The sequence below is a fragment of the Solwaraspora sp. WMMA2101 genome (assembly GCF_049179175.1).
Lineage (GTDB): Bacteria > Actinomycetota > Actinomycetes > Mycobacteriales > Micromonosporaceae > Micromonospora_E.
The window spans coordinates 354,603-375,414 of the sequence record NZ_JBMHMA010000006.1 but is presented as its reverse complement, the minus strand read 5'-3'; the positions used below and the strand labels follow the sequence as shown (position 1 = coordinate 375,414).

At 72.9% G+C, this 20,812-nt stretch carries 22 protein-coding genes and 2 pseudogenes; 18 read left to right on the top strand and 6 right to left on the bottom strand.

Annotated features, from left to right (window positions below; all coding sequences use genetic code 11):
* Positions 1-19: 19 nt before the first annotated feature.
* From rpmI to ACN28F_RS02215, 7 genes and pseudogenes are all read left to right on the top strand, one after another.
* The gene (rpmI, locus tag ACN28F_RS02245; protein WP_282227658.1) at positions 20-214 is read left to right on the top strand and encodes a 50S ribosomal protein L35; all 195 of its coding nucleotides are present in this window, start codon (positions 20-22) and stop codon (positions 212-214) included.
* Positions 215-245: 31 nt separating this feature from the next.
* Positions 246-638 (top strand): 50S ribosomal protein L20, encoded by a 393-nt coding sequence (rplT, locus tag ACN28F_RS02240; protein ID WP_282227657.1) that lies wholly within the window; start codon positions 246-248, stop codon positions 636-638.
* 118 nt (positions 639-756) lie between these two features.
* Positions 757-1,653 carry a TrmH family RNA methyltransferase gene (locus tag ACN28F_RS02235; protein ID WP_421356913.1) on the top strand — a complete coding sequence of 299 codons (897 nt, stop codon included), beginning with the start codon at positions 757-759 and terminating at the stop codon, positions 1,651-1,653.
* A 223-nt stretch (positions 1,654-1,876) separates the two neighbouring features.
* On the top strand, positions 1,877-2,938 hold the full coding sequence (gene pheS, locus ACN28F_RS02230; RefSeq protein WP_289206474.1) for a phenylalanine--tRNA ligase subunit alpha: 1,062 nt from the start codon (positions 1,877-1,879) through the stop codon (positions 2,936-2,938).
* Between the two features lie 3 nt (positions 2,939-2,941).
* Positions 2,942-4,292, top strand: a pseudogene (locus ACN28F_RS02225) (phenylalanine--tRNA ligase subunit beta); the annotation flags it as partial.
* Positions 4,265-5,176: pseudogene (locus ACN28F_RS02220) on the top strand (phenylalanine--tRNA ligase subunit beta); the annotation flags it as partial. The pseudogenes ACN28F_RS02225 and ACN28F_RS02220, both read left to right, overlap by 28 nt.
* Positions 5,174-5,521: a hypothetical protein gene (locus ACN28F_RS02215; protein ID WP_421361226.1), complete on the top strand. Its 348-nt coding sequence runs from the start codon at positions 5,174-5,176 to the stop codon at positions 5,519-5,521. The pseudogene ACN28F_RS02220 and the gene ACN28F_RS02215, both read left to right, overlap by 3 nt.
* Before the next feature lie 92 nt (positions 5,522-5,613).
* Here ACN28F_RS02215 and ACN28F_RS02210 read toward each other — a convergent pair whose 3' ends face one another.
* Positions 5,614-6,957: an SGNH/GDSL hydrolase family protein gene (locus ACN28F_RS02210; protein ID WP_289206472.1), complete on the bottom strand. Its 1,344-nt coding sequence runs from the start codon at positions 6,955-6,957 to the stop codon at positions 5,614-5,616.
* A 261-nt stretch (positions 6,958-7,218) separates the two neighbouring features.
* Between ACN28F_RS02210 and ACN28F_RS02205 the strand changes: the two genes are divergently transcribed.
* The gene (locus tag ACN28F_RS02205) at positions 7,219-7,647 is read left to right on the top strand and encodes a hypothetical protein (protein WP_289206471.1); all 429 of its coding nucleotides are present in this window, start codon (positions 7,219-7,221) and stop codon (positions 7,645-7,647) included.
* A gap of 7 nt (positions 7,648-7,654) precedes the next feature.
* Here ACN28F_RS02205 and ACN28F_RS02200 read toward each other — a convergent pair whose 3' ends face one another.
* Complete coding sequence (locus ACN28F_RS02200; RefSeq protein ID WP_421356912.1) at positions 7,655-8,740, bottom strand: NUDIX domain-containing protein; 1,086 nt, start codon at positions 8,738-8,740, stop codon at positions 7,655-7,657.
* A 197-nt stretch (positions 8,741-8,937) separates the two neighbouring features.
* On the opposite strand from ACN28F_RS02200, the gene ACN28F_RS02195 reads away from it, so the two are divergent.
* The 8 genes from ACN28F_RS02195 to argH all read left to right on the top strand — a co-directional run bounded on the left by ACN28F_RS02195 (position 8,938) and on the right by argH (position 16,763).
* Complete coding sequence (locus ACN28F_RS02195) at positions 8,938-9,222, top strand: DUF427 domain-containing protein (protein ID WP_289206469.1); 285 nt, start codon at positions 8,938-8,940, stop codon at positions 9,220-9,222.
* Positions 9,223-9,392: 170 nt separating this feature from the next.
* On the top strand, positions 9,393-10,418 hold the full coding sequence (gene argC, locus ACN28F_RS02190) for an N-acetyl-gamma-glutamyl-phosphate reductase (protein WP_289210990.1): 1,026 nt from the start codon (positions 9,393-9,395) through the stop codon (positions 10,416-10,418).
* Between the two features lie 55 nt (positions 10,419-10,473).
* Positions 10,474-11,643 (top strand): bifunctional glutamate N-acetyltransferase/amino-acid acetyltransferase ArgJ, encoded by a 1,170-nt coding sequence (argJ, locus tag ACN28F_RS02185; protein WP_289206468.1) that lies wholly within the window; start codon positions 10,474-10,476, stop codon positions 11,641-11,643.
* Positions 11,640-12,560, top strand: a complete 921-nt coding sequence (gene argB / locus ACN28F_RS02180) for an acetylglutamate kinase (RefSeq protein WP_289206467.1) — start codon at positions 11,640-11,642, stop codon at positions 12,558-12,560. Before argJ ends, argB begins: the two co-directional genes overlap by 4 nt.
* Positions 12,561-13,778, top strand: coding sequence for an acetylornithine transaminase (locus ACN28F_RS02175; protein ID WP_289206466.1), 1,218 nt, complete (start codon positions 12,561-12,563; stop codon positions 13,776-13,778).
* The gene (gene argF, locus ACN28F_RS02170; protein WP_289206465.1) at positions 13,775-14,770 is read left to right on the top strand and encodes an ornithine carbamoyltransferase; all 996 of its coding nucleotides are present in this window, start codon (positions 13,775-13,777) and stop codon (positions 14,768-14,770) included. The genes ACN28F_RS02175 and argF overlap by 4 nt, the downstream gene beginning before the upstream one ends.
* On the top strand, positions 14,767-15,291 hold the full coding sequence (locus ACN28F_RS02165; RefSeq protein ID WP_289206464.1) for an arginine repressor: 525 nt from the start codon (positions 14,767-14,769) through the stop codon (positions 15,289-15,291). Before argF ends, ACN28F_RS02165 begins: the two co-directional genes overlap by 4 nt.
* A gap of 8 nt (positions 15,292-15,299) precedes the next feature.
* On the top strand, positions 15,300-16,763 hold the full coding sequence (argH, locus tag ACN28F_RS02160; protein ID WP_289206463.1) for an argininosuccinate lyase: 1,464 nt from the start codon (positions 15,300-15,302) through the stop codon (positions 16,761-16,763).
* 53 nt (positions 16,764-16,816) lie between these two features.
* Here the strand turns inward: argH and ACN28F_RS02155 are convergent, their stop codons facing one another.
* Positions 16,817-17,164, bottom strand: a complete 348-nt coding sequence (locus tag ACN28F_RS02155) for an antibiotic biosynthesis monooxygenase family protein (RefSeq protein WP_289206462.1) — start codon at positions 17,162-17,164, stop codon at positions 16,817-16,819.
* A 32-nt stretch (positions 17,165-17,196) separates the two neighbouring features.
* On the opposite strand from ACN28F_RS02155, the gene ACN28F_RS02150 reads away from it, so the two are divergent.
* Positions 17,197-17,829, top strand: coding sequence for a DNA-3-methyladenine glycosylase (locus tag ACN28F_RS02150; protein ID WP_421356911.1), 633 nt, complete (start codon positions 17,197-17,199; stop codon positions 17,827-17,829).
* Between the two features lie 50 nt (positions 17,830-17,879).
* On the opposite strand, the gene ACN28F_RS02145 is transcribed toward ACN28F_RS02150, so the two are convergent.
* Both ACN28F_RS02145 and ACN28F_RS02140 read right to left on the bottom strand, forming a co-directional pair.
* Positions 17,880-18,146, bottom strand: a complete 267-nt coding sequence (locus tag ACN28F_RS02145; protein WP_289206460.1) for a hypothetical protein — start codon at positions 18,144-18,146, stop codon at positions 17,880-17,882.
* Positions 18,147-18,220: 74 nt separating this feature from the next.
* Positions 18,221-18,364: a hypothetical protein gene (locus tag ACN28F_RS02140; protein WP_289206459.1), complete on the bottom strand. Its 144-nt coding sequence runs from the start codon at positions 18,362-18,364 to the stop codon at positions 18,221-18,223.
* A gap of 52 nt (positions 18,365-18,416) precedes the next feature.
* Between ACN28F_RS02140 and ACN28F_RS02135 the strand changes: the two genes are divergently transcribed.
* On the top strand, positions 18,417-19,757 hold the full coding sequence (locus tag ACN28F_RS02135) for a helix-turn-helix domain-containing protein (protein WP_289206458.1): 1,341 nt from the start codon (positions 18,417-18,419) through the stop codon (positions 19,755-19,757).
* On the opposite strand, the gene ACN28F_RS02130 is transcribed toward ACN28F_RS02135, so the two are convergent.
* Positions 19,733-20,560 (bottom strand): sulfotransferase family protein, encoded by an 828-nt coding sequence (locus ACN28F_RS02130; protein ID WP_289206457.1) that lies wholly within the window; start codon positions 20,558-20,560, stop codon positions 19,733-19,735. The genes ACN28F_RS02135 and ACN28F_RS02130 overlap by 25 nt on opposite strands.
* Positions 20,561-20,812: the final 252 nt, after the last annotated feature.

Sequence of the window (20,812 nt, the reverse complement as noted above, 5' to 3'; positions counted from 1 at the left end):
CAGGGGAGAGACGCAACAAATGCCAAAGATGAAGCCGCACACCGGCATGGGTAAGCGGGTCAAGGTGACCGGACGGGGCAAGATCCTGTCCGAGCAGGCCGGCAAGCGCCACCTGCTGGAGGGCAAGCCCTCCACCCGGACCCGTCGGCTCACCGGCACCGTCGAGGTGTCCCCGGCCGACGTCAAGCGCATCAAGAAGCTGCTCGGCCGCTGACGCGCGCCACTGACCTGAAGGAGTAGGTGAAATGGCACGCGTCAAGCGGTCCGTCAACGCTCAGAAGAAGCGCCGTACCCTGCTGGAGGACGCCAGCGGCTACCGGGGCCAGCGCTCCCGGCTGTACCGCAAGGCCAAGGAGCAGGTGCTGCACTCGATGCAGTACGCCTACCGGGACCGTCGTGACCGCAAGGGCGACTTCCGGCAGTTGTGGATCACCCGGATCAACGCGGCGGCCCGCGCCAACGGGATGACCTACAACCGGCTCATCCAGGGCCTGCGCCTGGCGGGTGTCGAGGTCGACCGCAAGATCCTCGCCGATCTCGCGGTCAACGACGCCCCCGCCTTCGCGGCGCTGGTCGAGGTGGCCCGTACCGCAGTGGCCGCCGAAGGCACCGGCGGCGCGGCGGCCCAGGCCGCCTGACCCGCACGAACCTGATCCGCGCACAGCGGCAGGCGAGCAGCAGCACGCGCACCGCGGCACCAGCCGCGAAGCGCAACAGCACACAGCACGACACACGGCACGAAACGAGGCGTCCGGCATGACCGCACCACGGCCAGCCGGACGCCTCGACCACGTTCCGGCCGAGGCACCGGGCCAGTCCCCGGGCGGGCGGACAGCGGCACCGTTCACCACCCGTACCCCCAGGATCGTGGCCGCCCGGCGGCTGCACCGCCGCCGCGACCGCGACGCCACGCGGCGCTTCCTCGCCGAAGGCCCGCAGGCGGTCCGCGAAGCCCTCGCCGCGCCGGGCGTGGTCCGGGAACTGTTCACCACCGCCGCCGGCCTGCACCGGTACGCCGACCTCGTCGACGCGGCGGCCGCCACCGGTGCCACCGTCTCCACCGTCGACGACGACGCCCTCACCGCGCTGACCGAGACCGTCACCCCGCAGGGCGTCGTCGCCGTCTGCGACCACGTCGACGTCACCCTCGACGCCGCGCTGGGCCGGCGCCCCACCCTGGTCGCCGCCCTCGCCGAGATCCGCGACCCCGGCAACGCCGGCACCGTCCTGCGCACCGCCGACGCCGCCGGAGCCGGCGCGGTGATCTTCGCCGGTGCCGCCGTCGACCCCTACAACGGCAAGTGCGTCCGGGCCAGCGCCGGCAGCCTGTTCCACCTCGACGTGGTCCGCCACGACGACCCGGCCCACGCCGTCGACGCGCTCCGCGCCGCCGGCCTGCGGGTGCTGGCCACCACCGGCCACGGCGACACCGACCTCGACGACCTCGCCGACTCCGGGGCGCTGGCCGCGCCCACCGCCTGGCTCTTCGGCACCGAGGCCCACGGCCTGCCCGTTGAACTGGTCGACCGCGCCGACGCCCGGGTCCGGGTCCCGCTGTACGGGCGCGCCGAGAGCCTGAACCTGGCTGCCGCCGCCGCCGTCTGCCTGTACACTTCGGCCAGAGCACAGCGCCCAGGAAGGCCCCCGCGATGAGCGTCAGCGACCAGCCGATGCGCCGTCACCGGCGCCGTGGTTGCGGTGTGCCACCTCGTCAGCTGTTTACCCGGCCCGCCGGTTCCGGCGGGCAGCAGGGCTGAACCGACACCACCCTGCTCCCTGGCACCCACCGGCGGGCTGCGGCAACGCCGCGCGTCCGTAGACTCTTGCCGGTCATCGGCCCCGGTGACCGCACGCCGCGAGGGAGTGCCCGCACGTCATGACCTACCGCAACGACCCATACGATCCGAAGCAGGTCGCGCTGCTCGACCCGGCCGCGCTCGCCGGTGCGGTCGCCGACGCCGAGAAGGCGTTCGCCGAGGCCGCCGACCTGGACGCGTTGACCGCGCTGCGCCACCAGCACCTCGGTGACCGCGCCCCGATCGCGCTGGCCCGCCGGGAGATCGGCGCCCTGCCGCCGGCCGCCAAGTCCGACGCCGGCAAACGGGTCAACGAGGCCCGCGCCGCCGTGCAGGCCGCGTACGACGCCCGGCGCGGCGAACTCGAAGCCGAACGGGCCCGCCGGGTGCTGGCCGAGGAACGCGTCGACGTCACCCTGCCGTACGACCGCCGCCCGCGCGGCGCGCGGCACCCGCTGACCACCCTGATGGAACGCATCGGTGACCTGTTCGTCGGAATGGGCTACGAGGTCGCCGAAGGCCCCGAAGCCGAGCTGGAGTGGACCAACTTCGACGCGCTCAACATCAGCCCCGACCATCCGGCACGTGGGCTGATGGACACCTTCCACCTCGACCTGCCCGGCCTGGTGCTGCGCACCCACACCTCACCGGTGCAGGCCCGCACCATGCTGACCCGGCAGCCGCCGATCTACGTGGTCTGCCCGGGACGGGTCTACCGCACCGACGAACTCGACGCCACCCACACCCCGGTGTTCCACCAGGTCGAAGGGCTCGTCGTCGACCGGGGCATCACCATGGCGCACCTCAAGGGCACCCTCGACCACTTCGCCCAGGCGATGTTCGGCGCCGACGCGCGGACCCGCTGGCGGCCGCACTACTTCCCGTTCACCGAGCCGTCCGCCGAGTTCGACGTCTGGTTCCCGCAGCACCGCGACGGGCCACGGTGGGTCGAATGGGGCGGCTGCGGCATGGTCAACCCCCGGGTGCTGCGGGCCTGCGGCATCGACCCGGAGGTCTACTCCGGCTTCGCGTTCGGCATGGGCATCGAACGCACCCTGATGTTCCGCCACGGCATCAGCGACATGCGCGACATGGTGGAAGGCGACGTGCGGTTCACCCGCGCGTTCGGGATGGAGGTCTGAATCATGCGGATCGCAATCTCCTGGCTGCGCGAACACGTCGACCTGCCCGCCGACCTGACGACGCAGCAGCTCGAAGACGCCCTCGTCGGGCTCGGCCTGGAAGTCGAGTCCATCGTCGACCTGGCCGGCTCGGTCACCGGCTCCCTCGTCGTCGGCGAGGTCCGCGAGATCGAGGAACTCACCGGCTTCAAGAAGCCGATCCGGTTCTGCCGGGTCGACGTCGGCACCGCCAACGGCACCGGCGAACCACAGGAAATCGTCTGCGGCGCCACCAACTTCGCCGCCGGCGACAAGGTCGTCGTCATCCTGCCCGGCGGGGTGCTGCCCGGCGGCTTCGCCATCGGCGCCCGCAAAACCTACGGGCGCAACTCCAACGGCATGATCTGCTCCGCCCGCGAACTGGGCGTCAGCGACGACCACGCCGGCATCATCGTGCTGCCACCGGACGTCACCGCCGCGCCCGGCGACGACGCCCGGCCCGTCGTCGGCCTCGACGACGTCGTGGTCGAGGTCGAGATCACCCCCGACCGGGGGTACGCCATGTCGGTACGCGGGATCGCCCGGGAACTCGCCCAGGCGCTCGGCGTACCGTGGCGGGACCCGGCGGCTGTCGACGCACCCGGCGCCACCGACACCCCGGCGTACCCGGTCGAGGTCCGCGACACCGTCGGCTGCGACCGGTTCGCCGCCCGGATCGTGCGCGGCATCGACCCGACCGCGCCGACGCCGCAGTGGATGGTCCGCCGGCTGACCACCGCCGGGGTACGCAGCATCAGCCTCGCCGTCGACATCACCAACTACGTGATGCTCGAACTCGGCCAGCCGATGCACGCCTTCGACGCCGACCGGATCGCCGGCCCGCTGGTGGTGCGCCGGGCGGTCGCGGGGGAGAAGCTGACCACCCTGGACGGGGTGGCCAGGGTCCTCGACGCCGAGGACATGGTGATCTGCGACGACACCGGGCCGATCTCGCTCGCCGCCGTGATGGGCGGCGAGACCAGCGAGGTCGTCGCCGACACCCGTACCGTGCTGTTCGAGGCCGCCCACTGGGATCCGGTGATGGTCGGACGCACCGCCCGGCGGCACAAGCTGTTCAGCGAGGCCGCCAAGCGGTGGGAACGTGGCGTCGACCCGGCGCTGCCGCTGGTCGCCATCGACCGTGCCGTACGGCTGCTGATCGAACACGCCGGCGGTGAGGCCGGCGCGGAGATCCTCGACATCGACCACGTCGCCCCGCCGACCCCGATCGTGATCGACGCCGGGCTGCCCGGCCGCCGGGTCGGGGTGGCGTACCCGCCGCAGCGGGTCGTCGAACTGCTGGAAGCCGTCGGCTGCACCGTCGCCAGCGGGGCGAGGGCCGGAGTGGCCAGCGCCAGCACCGTCGCGACCGGGGCGGCGACCGCCACCTCGGCGGCGTCGGCACCCGACGACGGGGCCGCGCCGCTGGTCGTCGCCCCGCCGAGCTGGCGGCCCGACCTGACCGACCCGGCCGACCTGGTCGAGGAGGTGGTCCGGTTGGCCGGCTACGACAACGTGCCCAGCGCCTTGCCGCCGGCCCCGGCCGGGCGTGGGCTCACCGCCACCCAGCGGCGACGCCGGTCGGTGGCGCGGGCGCTGGCCGAAGCCGGCCACGTCGAGGCGCTGTGCTACCCGTTCGTCTCCCCGCGGGCCGCCGACGACCTGGGGCTGCCCGCCGACGACCCGCGCCGCGACGCGGTCCGGCTGGCCAATCCGCTGGCCGACACCGACCCGCTGCTGCGCACCACCCTGCTGCCGCCACTGCTGGCGACGCTGCGGCGCAACATCGGCCGGGGGCAGCGCGACGTCGCGCTCTACGAGATCGGCGTGGTGTTCCAGCCCCGCACGGGCGCTGCCGCGCCACCGGCGATGGGCGTCGACGACCGGCCCGACGACGCGGTGTTCGCCGCCGCCGACGCCGCCGTACCGCACCAGCCGTGGCACGTCGCCGTGGTGCTCGCCGGTGAGGTGGCCCCGGGTGGCTGGTGGGGTGCCGGACGCCCGGCCAGCTGGGCCGACGCCGTCGAAGCCGGCCGGATCGTGCTCGACGCCGCCGGCGTCCCGGCCGGCCGGGTCGAGGTCCGGGCCGGCGAGTACGCACCCTGGCATCCCGGCCGCTGCGCCGAGCTGCTGGTCGACGGGGTCGTGGTCGGCCACGCCGGGGAGCTGCACCCGGCGGCGGTCGCCGCGCTGGAACTGCCTCGGCGTACCTGCGCGATGGAGCTGGACCTGGACGCGGTGCCGCCGGCTCCGGTCGTGCCGGCACCGGACTTCGCCAGCTTCCCGCCGGCGTTGATCGACGTCGCGTTGGTCGTCGACGAGGCCACCCCGGCGGCGCAGGTCCGCGCCGCGCTGGTGGCCGGTGCCGGCGAGCTGCTCGAATCGGTCCGGCTCTTCGACGTGTACGCCGGCGAGCAGCTCGGCGCCGGGCGCAAGTCTCTGGCGTACAAGCTGGTGTTCCGGGCCCCGGACCGCACGCTGACTGTGGAGGAGGCGGTGGCGGCCCGCGACGGCGCGGTCGCCGAGGCCGCTACGCGGCTCGGGGCCACCCTGCGCGGCGCCTGACCGTACCGACGCCGGAGTCCCGGCCCGGTCTGCCCGTGGTCGCGGCGGACCAGGCCGGGACCACGGGCAGACTGGACTGCCAGCGACCGTGGTCAGCGGCGCAGCAGGGCGGCGAGGTCGACGGCGTCGGCCATCGCGGCGCAGCCGGCGTCGTTGGGGTGCAGGTGGTCGCCGCTGTCGTAGGTGGCCGCCAGCCGGTTCGGATCGGTCGGGTCGGCCAGCGCCGCCGCGAAGTCGATAACCCCGTCGAACGCGCCGCTGGTCCGAATCCAGTGGTTGACGTCGTGCCAGATCTCCTGCCGCTCAGGAGTGTCCAGGAACGAGCCGCCGAACGGCGGCACGGTGCCACCGAAGATCGGCAGCCCCTGTGCCCGGGTCTGCACGATGACCTGCTGATAGCCGGCGATGATGTCGGCGGCCGGGGTGCTGTAGCCGATGTCGTTGGTGCCCTCCAGGAGGATCACCGCCCGTACCCCGGTCTGGGCGTAGACGTCGCGTTCCAGGCGGGCCAGCGCAGGCACACCCCAGTACGGTTCGCCGTCGCGCGGGGCGAGCAGCCGGTTGCCACCGAGCCCGGCGTTCACCACGGACAGGGTGGGTCCGGGGCGGTCGTGCAGCCGGCGGGCGAGATGGTCCGGCCAGCGTTGGTTGGCGTTGCCGGTGGTGCTGGCGGTGTCGGTGATCGAGTCGCCCAGCGCGACGACGCTGCCGACGACCCTGGGGCCCGCCTGTATGTCGATTCCGTCGACCAGCATCCAGCACGGCGTGTCGGCGTACCCGTCGGCGGTCGGTGCGGTCGCCCGGTCACCGGCCGCGAGGTGGTTGCCCTGGGCGGTGAACGGATGGTTGGTCACCGGCCCGGTCGGCTCCGGTACGTAGACGCTGACCAGCAGGGTGCTGAGTGCGGCGACCCGCAACGGCACCGGGTCGCTGAGTGCCCGCCCGCCGGCGGCCACGGTGACCTCCCGCTGCCCGCCGAAGGTCAGCTCCCGCATCGAGCCGGCGACAGCGGTCGCACCGTCGCGTTGGACGGCGACCGACGCCCGGCCGACCTTCAGTGCCCGGGTGCCGAACGTGTTGGTGACCCGTACCCGCACCGCCGTGCCGCCGGCGCTGACGAAGGCGACGTTGCGGATGGTCTGGTCGGCCAGCCCGTCCCCGGCCGGGCAGTCCGACCAGGGAATCGTGCTGCCCTCGACCGGGCTCGGCGCCCAGGCGGCGACCCATGTCGCGCCGCGCCCGTCGGTGCCCGCCGGTCGGGCGTGTGCCGAGGGCCCTGAGGGTGCGGCCGCGCCGACGGTCGCGGCGAGCGCGGCCGCGATCGTGACCGCCAGGACTGAGCCACCGCTGAACGCCGCCGCTCGCCCCGCTGATCGGGTACCTCGGACCGGGGTGGTTGAGTCAGCCGTGTAGGTGTGATTGTCGCTGGGACGCACGCCCACCTCCTTGTCGGTCGGCCCGACCGGACGTCGGGCCGATTGACAATGATAGATATATATATCGATCCAGGTGGTTGCGTCGCGGTTGTGGCAGGCTCCCGCAGCGGGGAACGCGGGAGCGGAAGCCGGTCCCACTCCCGCCGACGTCGCGCGTCTCGCCGCCACCGTCGGGATCATCCAGCTCTGAGACTTCTTCAGGTCAGGTCTCGGTTCCGATGTGGGCGAAACGTGGGCCGACCCTCCGACTAGGATGCAGGCATGCCTCAATGGCGGACGACACGTCTGGTCGCCGGCGCGTCGATCGTCGTGTTCGCGGTGGCCGCGTTCACCACCGGCCAGCCGGACTGGGGCTGGTTCCTCACGCTCGCCGTCGGGCTGCCGTACGCGGTCCTCGCCATTCCCGCGCGGTGCGGCGAGCCGCTGTGGCGCGACGGCGACTGCCCGTACCTGGGGCCTGGTCTGCTGGTCGGCTGCCACCTGCACCGCCTCGACAAGATCGAGCGGCTCCTTGGCGCGCAACCACGGACCCCGGCCGGCGACCGCCAGGGCGGGTCGGCCGTAGCGCTGCCGCCGGGCCGCAGTTCAGCCGTGGCGCGCCGCGTCGGGGAGGGTCTGGGTTTCGTCGCCGCCCTGCTGGGCGCCGTCGCCGGTCTGCTGGTCCTGCTCGGGGTGCCGTCGCCCGGGTAGCCCGAGGTCACCGCTGCCGGGTCTGCCGGTAACGGGCCAGCAGTTCCAGCACCTCGGCCTTCAACCCGCCGACGAACTCCGTGGCCGGGATCGCCGCGAACTCCTCCTCGCTCATCCAGCGCAGCTCGGAGTGATTGCCTGAGGACGGCTCACCGCGCCCGACCCGGCGGCAGAGGAACCGGATGCCCGGGATCACCGGCACGTCGGCCTCCCGGATCGTGTAGAAGCAGTGCAGGTCCTCGCGGACCTCGACGTCCAGGCCCATCTCCTGCTGAAAGTGCCGGCGGACGCCGTCAGTGAACGTCTCGGAGTAGCGAAGCTGCCCTCCGCAGCCCTCCAGGAGGCCGGGAAACAGCGCCCGCTCGGCCGACCGACGGGCCAGCAGTAGCCGGATGCCGCCGCTGTGGTCCTCGGTGAAACAGATCCCGGCGACGTGCACCTCGGGCGTCTCGCGCAGCCGTTCACGCGGCACGAACTGCGAGGCGATCTCGTGACTCACCCAGACCGGCACCTCGCCGATACCGCGTAGCCGACGGATCTGGCTGGTCATGCCGCGCACGTCGCGGGGGAGCTCGGGGAAGTCGTCGCGGTCGATGACGATGCCGAACGGGCGGGCCTCGGCGCACAGCCGGGAGCACTTGTTGAGGTTGTGCCCGGCCCAGTCGTCGCCGGTGCGGATGACCTTGCGGACGACGCCCCAGCCGAGTCGTAGGTCGGTGCGGTGGCCGACCCGGTTGGCGAACTCAGCACAGTGTCGGGCGAAGTCGGCGTCGACGCGGTTGACGATCGTCAGCACCCGGGAGAGCATCGCCGCCAGTTCACGAGGGCTGTTGCGTTCCGGGATCTCGCAGACCAGCAGGGCACCGTCGCCGAGCGGCTTGAGGCTGTACGTCTCGGGGAAGCGTCGCCGCAGGATCGTGAAGAACCCGGCGATGAACTGGTCGAGGTTGATGAAGACCTCGTTGGTCTCGGACCACCGGGTGAATCCGCGCACGTCGACGAAGATCGCCAGGACGCTGCGGTCCTCCGCCATGTGCGCTCCCACCGCCTCGTCGGGTCCCGCACGGCTCCGCTGGTGATCTGCCCGGTCCATGCTGCCGATGCTAGGCAGGAGCCGTCCCGATCGCCGGCTGCGACACATCCGCCGATACCGCATCGCCGGGGTGTCTGAAGGTGTCTCGCGTCCAAGGGTCGGTGTGTCGACCTTAGCCGACAATGGACAGCTGTGGATCAACTGTCCGTACCTCGACACCGACCGCGTCGGCACCGGTGGTGGCTACGCTGGGCGGTATGCCGAAGGCCATTTGGAACGGACTCGTGATCGCTGAGAGCGACGACACGGTCGTCGTCGAGGGAAACCACTACTTTCCCAGGTCGTCCCTGCGCGACGACCTGGTGCGCGACTCCGACACCCACACGCACTGCCCGTGGAAGGGCGACGCGTCCTACTTCTCGCTGGAGCACGAGGGTCAGCGCAGCGCCGACGCCGTCTGGTACTACCCGGAGCCGCTACCGGCGGCTGACATGATCCGGGACCGGGTCGCCTTCTGGCGCGACGTCGAAGTCGTCGACTGACAGCGGCACGTCACTCCTCCACCCCCTCAGTCCGCGACGATCTTGCAGTTATCGAGAGCATTTGTCGGAATTGTCGATCGACAACTGCAAGATCGCGAGGATCTTGGGAGGGTCTTGCCGGGGCAGCTGCATCCTGATACCTTCCACTGCATAGAAATGCGGAGGTGGGTATGGGCATCCGGGTCGCCGTCGCCGGCGCGAGCGGGTACGCCGGGGGAGAACTGCTGCGGCTGATCGCCGGGCACCCCGAACTGGATCTGGTCGCCGCCACGGCGCACAGTCAGGCGGGCGCGCCGGTCGCCGCCGTACATCCGCATCTGGCCGGCCTCGACCTGACCTTCGCCGGCACCGACGCCACCAGCTTCGCCGACGCGGACCTGGTCTTCCTCGCCCTGCCGCACGGGGAGTCCGCAGCGATCGCCGCGACCCTGCCCGCCGGGGTCAAGGTCGTCGACCTCGGTGCCGACCACCGGCTGACCGACGCCGCCGCCTGGGACCGCTACTACGGCGGCCGGCACGCCGGTGCCTGGACGTACGGCCTGCCGGAGCTGCCCGGCCAGCGGGACCGGATCGCCGCCGCCGACCGGGTCGCCGCCACCGGCTGCTACGCCGTAACCATCACCCTGGCACTCGCCCCGCTGATCGCCGCCGGCGCGGTGGACCCCACCGACGTCGTGGTGGTCGCCGCCAGCGGCACCTCCGGCGCCGGCCGGGCCGCCAAGACACACCTGCTGGCCAGCGAGGTGATGGGCAGCCTGTCGCCGTACAAGGTCGGCGCGCATCAGCACGTCCCGGAGATCAAGCAGGCCACCGGCGCGACCAGCCTCTCCTTCACTCCGGTGCTGGCCCCGATGCCGCGGGGCATCCTGGCCACGGTCACCGCCCGCCCGGCCGGCGGTGCCGACGCCGCCGGAGACCAGGCCGCCGCCGTGCGCGAGGCGCTGACCGCCGCGTACGCCGACGAACCGTTCGTGCACCTGCTGCCCGCCGGCAGTTGGCCGACCACCGCCGCGACCCTTGGCTCCAACGCCTGCCACCTGCAGGTGACCACCGACATCGACTCGGGACGGGTGATCGTGACAAGCGCCATCGACAACCTCGGCAAAGGTGCCGCCGGCCAGGCCGTACAGTGCGCCAACCTGATGCTCGGCCTGCCGGAGACCACCGGCCTGACTGCGCTCGGGGTCGCGCCGTGAGCGCGAGGAACGCAGCGCAGCGGAGTCCCGCAGTCGCGAACGAAGGGTGGCTCAGGTGAGCGTCACGGCACCGAAAGGGTTCCGGGCGGCCGGGGTGGTCGCCGGGCTGAAGGCCAGCGGTGCGGCCGACGTGGCGTTGGTCGTCAACGACGGGCCGGCCACTGCCGCCGCCGGGGTCTTCACCGCCAACCGGGTGCAGGCCGCACCGGTGCGGTGGAGCCGGCAGGTGCTGCGCGTCGGTGCGCTGCGGGCGGTGGTGCTCAACTCCGGCGGGGCCAACGCCTGCACCGGGCCGGCCGGCTTCCAGGACACCCACGCCACCGCCGAACACGTCGCCGCGACGCTCACCAAAGCAGGCGGTACGGGCGTCGGGGCAGGTGAGGTCGCGGTCTGCTCGACCGGGCTGATCGGGGAGCGGCTGCCGATGGACAAGCTGCTCGCCGGGGTCGATGCCGCGGTGGCGGCGTTGTCCGCCGACGCCGGACCGGCCGCCGCCGAGGCGATCATGACAACCGACACCCGGTCGAAGACGGTGGTGATCGACGGCGCGGGTTGGCGGGTCGGCGGGATGGCCAAGGGCGCGGGGATGCTCTCCCCGGCCATGGCGACGATGCTCTGCGTACTGACCACCGACGCGCTCGCCGACGCCGCCGATCTCGACGCCGCGCTGCATGCGGCCTGCCGGACCAGCTTCGACCGCATCGACTCCGACGGCTGCCTATCCACCAACGACACGGTGCTGCTGCTGGCCAGTGGCGCCTCCGGGGTCACCCCGTCGGTCGAGGAGCTGACCGCCGCGGTCACCGCCGCCTGCGCCGACCTGGCCCGGCAGCTGATCGCCGACGCCGAAGGGGCCAGCAAGGAGATCGCCATCGAGGTGCTCGGCGCGGCCAGTGAGGCCGACGCGGTGCAGGTCGGCCGGGCAGTGGCCCGCAACAACCTGGTCAAGACCGCGCTGTTCGGCAACGACCCCAACTGGGGGCGGATCCTCGCGGCGGTCGGTACCACCAGCGCCGCGTTCGACCCCGACCAGCTCGACGTGGCGATCAACGACGTGTGGATCTGCCGGGACGGGGCCGCCGCCGCGCCCCGCGACCAGGTCGACCTAACCGGCCGGCAGGTGCACATCCGCGTCGACCTGCACGCCGGGACCGACACCGCGACCATCTGGACCAACGACCTGTCCCACGCGTACGTGCACGAGAACTCGGCGTACTCGACATGATCGACCCGCACACCCAGCTCAGCCGGGACCTCAGTGCCGCCCAGGCCAAAGCGGCCACCCTGATCGAGGCGCTGCCCTGGCTGGCCCGTTTCCACGGCGAGACGATCGTGGTCAAGTACGGCGGCAACGCCATGATCGACCCGCAGCTGCAGCGGGCGTTCGCCGCGGACATGGTCTTTCTGCGTTACGCCGGCATCCGGCCGGTCGTGGTGCACGGCGGCGGGCCGCAGATCTCCAGCATGCTGCGCCGGCTCGGCATCGCCAGCGAGTTCAAGGGCGGCCTGCGGGTCACCACCCCGGAAGCGATGGACGTCGTCCGGATGGTGCTCGTCGGCCAGGTCGGCCGGGAACTCGTCGGCCTGATCAACGAGCACGGGCCGTACGCGGTCGGTCTGTCCGGTGAGGACGCCCACCTGTTCACCGCCGTGCGCCGCCCCGCGTACGTCGACGGCGAACCGGTCGACGTCGGCCAGGTCGGCGACGTCGACACGGTCAACCCGTCGGCGGTCGCCGACATCATCGCCGCCGGCCGGATTCCGGTGATCTCCACGGTCGCCCCCGACGTCGACGGCGTCCTGCACAACCTCAACGCCGACACCGCCGCCGCCGCGCTGGCCATCGCGCTGGAGGCCCGCAAACTGGTCGTCCTCACCGACGTGCCCGGCCTGTACGCCGACTGGCCCGACACCGCCAGCCTGATCAGCCGGATCACCGCCGACGACCTGGCCGGCCTGCTGCCCACCCTCGCCGCCGGCATGGTGCCGAAGATGGAGGCCTGCCTGCGGGCGGTACGCGGCGGGGTGCCCGCCGCGCACGTGGTCGACGGCCGGGTCGCCCACTCCACCCTGCTGGAAGTCTTCACCTCCGAAGGCTTCGGCACCATGGTCACCGATCCGACGAACGACGGGGAGTCCTGAATGACCTCGCTGCGGGACCGCTGGTCCGCATCGTTGATGGACAACTACGGCACGCCGCCGCTGGCGCTGGTACGCGGTGAGGGTGCCACCGTCGTCGCCGAGGACGGCCGCCGCTACCTCGACCTGCTCGGCGGGATCGCGGTCAACGCGCTCGGCCACGCCCACCCGGCGATCGTCGAGGCGGTCACCCGCCAGATCGGCTCCCTCGGCCACGTCTCCAACCTGTACGTCGCCGAGCCGCCGGTCGCCCTGGCCGAACTGCTGCTGGCGCTGACCGGTCGCCCCGGCGCGGTGTTCTTCGGCAACTCCGGTGCCGAGGCGGTCGAGGCGGCGTTCAAGCTGTCCCGCCGGACCGGGCGCACCCACGTGGTCGCCACCCACGACGGCTTCCACGGCCGGACCATGGGTGCGCTGGCGTTGACCGGGCAGCCGGCCAAGGCCGACCCGTTCCGGCCGCTGCCCGGCGAGGTCACCCACGTGCCGTACGGCGACGCCGACGCGCTCGCCGCCGCCGTCACCGACCGCACCGCCATGGTGATCCTGGAGCCGATCCAGGGTGAGGCCGGTGTCGTGGTGCCGCCGCCGGGCTACCTGGCCGCCGCCCGGGAGATCACCACCCGGCACGGAGCCCTACTCACCCTCGACGAGGTGCAGACCGGGGTCGGGCGGACCGGCCACTGGTTCGCCCACCAGGCCGACGGGATCACCCCGGACGTCGTCACCCTGGCGAAGGGTCTCGGCGGCGGGCTGCCGATCGGCGCCTGCATCGCCTTCGCCGACACCCAGGTCGGGGACCCGGCCGCACCACTCACTCCGGGCGCGCTGCTCACCCCGGGCAGTCACGGCAGCACCTTCGGCGGCAACCCGGTCTGCTGCGCGGCCGCGCTCGCCGTACTGCGGACCATCGCCGCCGACGGTCTGCTCGACCACGTCAAACGGGTCGGCGAGCAGTTGCGCCGGGGCGTCGAGGCGCTCGGCCATCCGCTCGTCGCCTCGGTACGCGGCGCCGGCCTGCTGCTCGGGATCGTGCTCACCGCGCCCGTCGCGCCGGCGGTCGCCGTGGCCCTGCGTGACGCCGGATTCCTGGTCAACCCGGCGCAGCCGGAAGTGATCCGGCTGGCCCCGCCGCTGATTCTCACCGCCGAGCAGGCCGACGGGTTCCTCGCCGCGTTGCCTGCCGCGTTGGACGCCGCCACCACCACAGGAGAAGGCTCGTGACCCGGCACCTGCTGCGCGACGACGACCTCAGCCCCGCCGAGCAGTCGGCGGTGCTGGACCTGGCCGCCGCGATGAAGGCCGACCGGTACGGCCACCGGCCGCTGGCCGGCCCCCGTTCGGTGGCGGTGCTGTTCGACAAGCAGAGCCTGCGGACCCGGTTGTCGTTCGACGTCGGCATCGCCGAGCTGGGCGGCAACCCGATCGTGGTCGACACTCAGGCCACCCATTTCGGTCGCGGCGAGACCCTGGCCGACGCCGGTCGGGTGCTGTCGCGCTACGTCGCGGCGATCGTGATGCGTACCTACGGCGACGACCGGCTCGCCGAGGTCGCCTCGGGGTCGGGCGTGCCGGTCGTCAACGCGCTCACCGACGGGTTCCACCCGTGTCAGCTGCTGGCCGACCTGCTGACCGTGCGGGAACACTGCGGCGGTACGGCCGGGCGGACCCTGACCTACGTCGGCGACGCGGCGAACAACATGGCGAACTCGTACCTGCTGGCCGGGGCGACCGCCGGCATGCACGTACGGGTGTCCGGGCCGGCCGGCCACGACCCGGCGGCGGCGGTCGTCGCCCGGGCCGCCGAGATCGCCGCCTGGACCGGCGGATCGGTGCAGCTGATCCGGGACCCCCGGGAAGCCGTCGACGGTGCCGACGTGATGGCCACCGACACCTGGACGTCGATGGGGCAGGAGGCCGACGGCCGGGACCGGCGGACGCCGTTCTGGCCGTACCAGGTCAACAAGGAACTGCTGGCGCTCGCCGCACGCGACGCGATCGTGCTGCACTGCCTGCCGGCGCACCGGGGTGAGGAGATCACCGACGACGTGCTCGACGGCGGCCACAGCGCCGTGTTCGACCAGGCGGAGAACCGGTTGCACGCGCAGAAGGCGCTGCTGGCCTGGCTGGTCGCCCAGACCGGTGACGATGTGCGTGCCGGTGCCGGTGGCGGTGTGGGTGCCGGCGACGACGGACCTGCCGGGGGGCACCGGTGACCGGGCCGGGGACCCGCACCGCCCGGCACGCCCGGATCATCGAGCTGATCCGGGCCAAGGCGATCCGCTCCCAGACCGAGCTGGCCGAGCTGCTCGCCGGTGACGGGATGCAGGTCACCCAGGCGACGCTGTCGCGTGACCTGGAGGAGCTCGGTGCCGTCAAGGTGCGCGGGCGCGACGGCGGGCCGGCGGTCTACCTGATCCCCGAGGACGGCAATCCGACGCTGCGCCCGTCCGAGCAGGCCCCGGCGCGACTGGTCCGGCTGCTGCACGAACTACTCACCGGGGTCGACGCCAGCGCCAACATCTGTGTGCTGCGGACCCCGCCGGGCGCGGCGCAGTTCCTGGCCAGCGCGCTGGACCGGTCCGGCCTGCCGGACGTGGTCGGCACGATCGCCGGCGACGACACCATCCTGGTCGTCGCCCGGGACCCGGCCGGCGGCGCCGAGCTGGCCGAGAAGCTGTCCGCCTGGGCCGCTACCCCACCCAGCGACGCCCGGCTGTCGGGCACCGGGAGCTGATCAGCACAATGGTCGCCGTGGACGACAAGAACCTGACCGCGAACACCGCCAGCCCGAACCGCACCAGTCTGTGGGGTGGCCGCTTCGCCGGCGGCCCCGCCGAGGCCCTGGCCCGGTTGTCGGTCAGCGTCCAGTTCGACTGGCGGTTGGCGCCGTACGACATCGCCGGTTCCCGGGCGCATGCCCGGGTCCTGGCCGCCGCCGGTCTGCTGGACCCCGACGAACTGGGCCGCATGCTGGCCGCCCTGGACGACCTGGAGGCGGCCTGCGCCGCCGGGACGTTCCGCCCGACCGTCGACGACGAGGACGTGCACACCGCGCTGGAGCGTGGCCTGCTGGAACGGCTGGGTTCGCTCGGCGGCAAGCTGCGCGCCGGGCGGTCACGCAACGACCAGGTCGCCACCGACCTGCGGCTGTACCTGCGTGATCACGCCCGTGGGCTGGCCGCCCAGCTGGTCGAGCTGGCCGGGGCGCTGGTGGAGCAGGCGGAGCGGCACCTGGACACCCCGGCGCCGGGGATGACGCATGTGCAGCACGCCCAGCCGGTGACGTTCGGTCACTGGCTGCTGGCCCACGTCCATCCGCTGCTGCGTGACCTGGACCGGCTGCGGGACTGGGACGCGCGTACCTCGGTGTCGCCGTTGGGCGCCGGCGCGCTGGCCGGCTCCGGGCTGCCGCTGGACCCTGGTGTGGTCGCCAAGGAGCTGGGCTTCGAGACCTCGTTCGCCAACTCGATGGACGCCGTCGCCGACCGGGACTTCGCCGCCGAGTTCCTGTTCGTGACCGCGATGATCGGCGTGCACCTGTCCCGCCTCGGCGAGGAGGTGGTGCTCTGGACCTCGCAGGAGTTCGGCTGGGTCGAGCTGGACGACGCCTTCGCCACCGGGTCGTCGATCATGCCGCAGAAGAAGAACGCCGACATCGCCGAGCTGGCCCGGGGCAAGTCCGGTCGTCTCGTCGGTGGGCTGGTCGCGGTGCTGACGATGCTCAAGGGCCTGCCGCTGACCTACGACCGGGACATGCAGGAGGACAAGGAGCCGGCGTTCGACGCGGTGGACACCCTCGCGCTGCTGCTGCCGGCCCTCGCGGGGATGATCTCCACCATGACGGTACGGGTGGACCGGCTCGCCGCCGCCGCGCCGGTCGGTTTCACCCTGGCCACCGAGGTGGCGGACTGGCTGGTCCGCAAGGGGGTGCCGTTCCGCGACGCGCACGAGATCACCGGCAAGCTGGTGGCGCTCTGCGCGGCCCGGGAATGTGCCCTCGACGAGGTCTCCGACGACGACCTGCGGCTGGTCAGCGAGCACCTGGACGCCAGCGTGCGCGACGTGCTGTCGGTGCGTTCGGCGCTGGCGGCGCGGACCACGCCGGGTTCCACCGGCCCCGGGCCGGTGGCCGACCAGTTGGCCTCGGTGGTGGAGCAGCTCGACCAGTGGCGGGCCTGGGCGGCGGCGTCGGTCGTGCCCCGCTGAGGTTGTCGACCCGCAGGGGCAGCCGGTCGTGGGGTCAACCGGCGACCGTGCGGTCACGTGGTGCCGGTGCCGGCCGGCGGGAACCGGTAGGCGCGGTCGACCCGGGCGACGTGCACGGTGAAGCTGGCGTACCACCGGGCCCGGCCGGCGTCCTGGGCCGCCTGGTGCTCCACCTGCCGGTGCCAGGCGGCGATCGAGGCCTCGTCACGCCAGTAGGAGACGGTGATGCCGAGGCCGTCGCCGCCGCGGGCGGTGTCGACGCCGAGGAACCCCGGCGCGGCGGCGGCGAGCTCCAGCATCCGACGTGCGGTCTCGGCGTACCCCTGCGGGTCGTCGTGGCTGAGCCGGGAGGTGAAAACCACCAGGTGGTACGGCGGGGACGGGGTCTGTGCGGGGTTCATCGGTCGCTCCCGGGGTGTGGTGTGCTGGTGCCATGAGATCACCCGTACCGGCCGGCGACCTGGCGGCGGTGCTCGCCGGGCCGGTCGACGTGGCCGCCCGCGCGTTGCTGGGCTGCGTGGTCACCGCCGGTGACGTCGCGGTCCGGCTCACCGAGGTCGAGGCGTACGCCGGGGTCGGCGCGGATCCGGCCTCGCACGCCCACCGGGGCCGTACGCCGCGCAACGCGGCGATGTTCGGCCCACCCGGACGCCTCTACGTGTACTTCAGCTACGGCATCCACTGGTGCGGCAACGTGGTGACCGGCCCACCCGGCGAGGCGGCGGCGGTGCTGCTGCGGGCCGGGGCGGTCGTGGCCGGCCACGGGACCGCCCGGCGTCGGCGCGGCGTACGGGTGCCGGACCGGGATCTGGCGCGGGGGCCGGCCCGGCTGATGGTCGCACTCGGTCTGGACGGTGCGGCCACCGACACGTCGGTGCTCGACGGCTGCGGTCCGGCGTCGTTGACGGCACCGGCTGACCCGGTGGAGGTCGCGGCGGTCCGCAGCGGGCCCCGGGTCGGGGTGGGTTCGGCCCAGCAGACCCCGTGGCGGTTCTGGCTGGCCGACGAGCCGACGGTCAGCGCGTACCGTCGTGCCGCGCCCCGCCAGCGCACGGCCCGGCGGTGAACCACCAACGGCCCGGCGGTGAGCCGGCCAGCGGACCTGCGGTGGACCGGCTAGCGGACCTGCGGGGTCGGCCGCTCGGCCCAGGTCAACAGGCCGTCCTCGACGGCGCAGCGGGCAAGGTCGAGCTTGGTGTGGGCGGGTCGTCCGGCGGCGGCGTACTTGCGCTTGACCCGCTCCAGGTACTGCTTGGCGGTGCCGACGCCGACGCCGACGCGTCGGGCCGACGCGTCCATGGTCAGTCCGGACAGGTAGGCGACGAGGACGGCTGTCTCCTGCGGCGACAGTCGTGGGGTGCGGTGGCGCGAGGATGTGGACACGATGGCCTCCCGGAGCGCGGTGACTCCGGAAGGTTAGGCAGTTGACTCCCAACGAGTCAACGAGTTGACTGTGATTAGTCGGGCAGTCCACAACAGGACGGCCAGCCCCACAGATTCGACTCGTGTTGCCCGCCGCCCGAGGCTCCGGTCAGACCGGTCGCTACCAGGGCGAGTACCCCGACCAGCGCGGCGAGCAACGCCACGCGTACAAGCTTCATCGCTCCTCCTTGAGGTGAGTTAACCTGCACGCAGTAAATAAGGGGGCCGGACGTGAGTCAACAAGTTCACCCGGACTTCCCTCGTCGGCTCCGCGCCCTGCGGACCGCGCGCAACATGACGCAGCGCGAACTTGCCCGGGGAAGTCTGTCGGTCAGTTACATCTCGCTGCTCGAGTCCGGCCGGCGCTCGCCCAAACCGGAGGTGCTGCGCGAGCTGGCGGCCACCCTGGGCTGCTCGGTGGCCGAGCTGGCCGGTGACGCCGACGCCGAGGCCACCCGCCCGGCGGCGCTCACCCTGTCCTACGGCCATCTCGCCATCGAAGCCGGCGACCCGACCGAGGCGGAACGGCAGTTCACCGCCGTGCTGACCACGGACCCACCCGACCCGGTCACCCGATCCGAGGCGCAACTCGGGCTCGCCCGGGCGCTGGCCGAGCAGGGCCGGCTCACCGAAGCCGCCGCGCAGTACGAATCGCTGCTGCGCGACAACCCCGACGGGCCGGCCTTCGTCGCCTCCCTGGGCATGGTGATCAGCTGGATCCGGTGCCTGTACGAACTCGGCGAACTGCAACGGGTCGTCGAGGTCGGCATGGGCACCCTGGAACGCGTCGACCGGCTCGGCGCGTGGGAGTCCGAGGACGCCGTCCGTCTGCTGGCGACCGTCGCCGCCGCCCACTCCGAGCTCGGCGACCTCCGCCAGGCCGAACGTCTGCTGCGTGAGGGGATGAAACGCGCCGAACGGATCGGCTCACCGCGCGCCCGCGCGGCGCTGCTGTGGAACGCCAGCCAGGTCGCCTGTGAGCAGGGCAGCTATCGGGAAGCGCTGGAGCTGGCCGGGGAGGCGCTGACCTTCTTCCGGCAGGACCGGGACCGGCGCAGCGCCGCCCGACTGCTCACCGCGTACGGCTGCATCCTGCTCAGCCACAGCCCGCCCCGCCTGGACGAGGCGCGGACGACCTTCGAGCGGGCGCTGCGGGAGCTGACCGAGATCGGCGGCGGTATCGACCGCGGCTACGTACTGACCGAACTGTCCCGCACCCTGCTGTTGCAGGGCGACGCGGCCGCCGCCGCCGACACCGCCCGCCGGTCACTGACCGAACTCGGCGGCCAGGCCCACCTGGAACGGGCCCGGGCGCAGACCGCGCTCGCCGCCGCGCTGGCCGCCACCGACGAGGTGGAGCAGTCCCGGGAAACGTTCGCCGAGGCGGCCCGGACCCTCGCCGGGCTGCACGCCTCCCGGCAGGCGGCCAGGGCCTGGGCCGAACTCGGCGACATGCTGGCGGACACCGGCGACCCGGTGGGCGCGGTCGAGGCGTTCCGCCAGGCCACCGCCGCCGTCGCGTTGGGCCGGCCGCTGCCGCAGACCGCTCAGCCGGCCCGTCGGGCCGGATAACCCCACCCCGTTGCGAGGTCGTACAGCGGGTCCGGCAGCGCCAGGTCCGGCACCTCACGCGGTGGCTGCACCGTGCCGGTCCGGATCCGGCCGGTCCAGTCGCCCAGGCCGGCCTTGATCGTGCCGTGGTCGAACCGGCCGTACTCCAGCATCGCCGGTTCCCACTCCAGCCCGAGGAAGGCGCAGATCCGCCGGGTCGCGGCCGCCGGGTCGGCCGTCAGGTCCTCGTAGCGGACCGTGTGACCAGGCAGCGCCCGCCGTGCCTCGGCCAGGCTGGACAGGTACCGCCCGACGCTGTCGGCCGCCTCCTGCGGGGTCTGCTGCGGGCGGGCCCGCGACCAGGAGTCGAGGATCGCCGCCGGATGGCGCAGCAGGAACAGGAACCGGGCATCCGGCCAGACCCGGGCGATCCGCGACCACATGAACACGTTGTGCGGGGTCTTCTCGGCCAGGATCCGCTTGCCGCTGCGTTGCAGAGCGGTGTCCAGCACCCGGTCCCACAGCAGGTGGGTGACCTCCTGGGCGTCCAGGCCCAGTTCGGCCATGCTGTTGGTGATGTAGTGGTCACCCAACTGCACCCGCAGCTTGCTCAGGTGCAGTTCGTGGGGGGCGTAGATGGCCGAGTGGCTGTCCAGCATCATGCGCAGCAGCGTCGACCCGGACCGTACCGACGACAGGACGAAGACCGGCTGCCGCAACAGCCGCTGCGGCCGACGGACGAGCAGCCCCCGGCCGCCCCGTCGAGAAATCTGCACCCCGGTCGACCGCGCGATGCGTACGGCGAGGTGGTGCTTCCAGCTCATACGGTCCGACCTTAGGAACCCTAGCTGGGAAAATGCTAGGGGTAGCCGCCATCGGGCATCGGTGGGCCCGGCCGGGACGAGGAGCGCGACGGGCCGGACACCGCCGGTGCCGCCGGGAGTGGCAGGATTCGCAGTCGTCCCGGCTGGGCATTGCTGGGCGACCCGGACGGGCGCTCGTCCGCGACCCGGACGGGCGCTCCACGCGCGACCCGGACGGGTCCGCTGCGGCGCGGTGGCGACGACGGAAGGTGC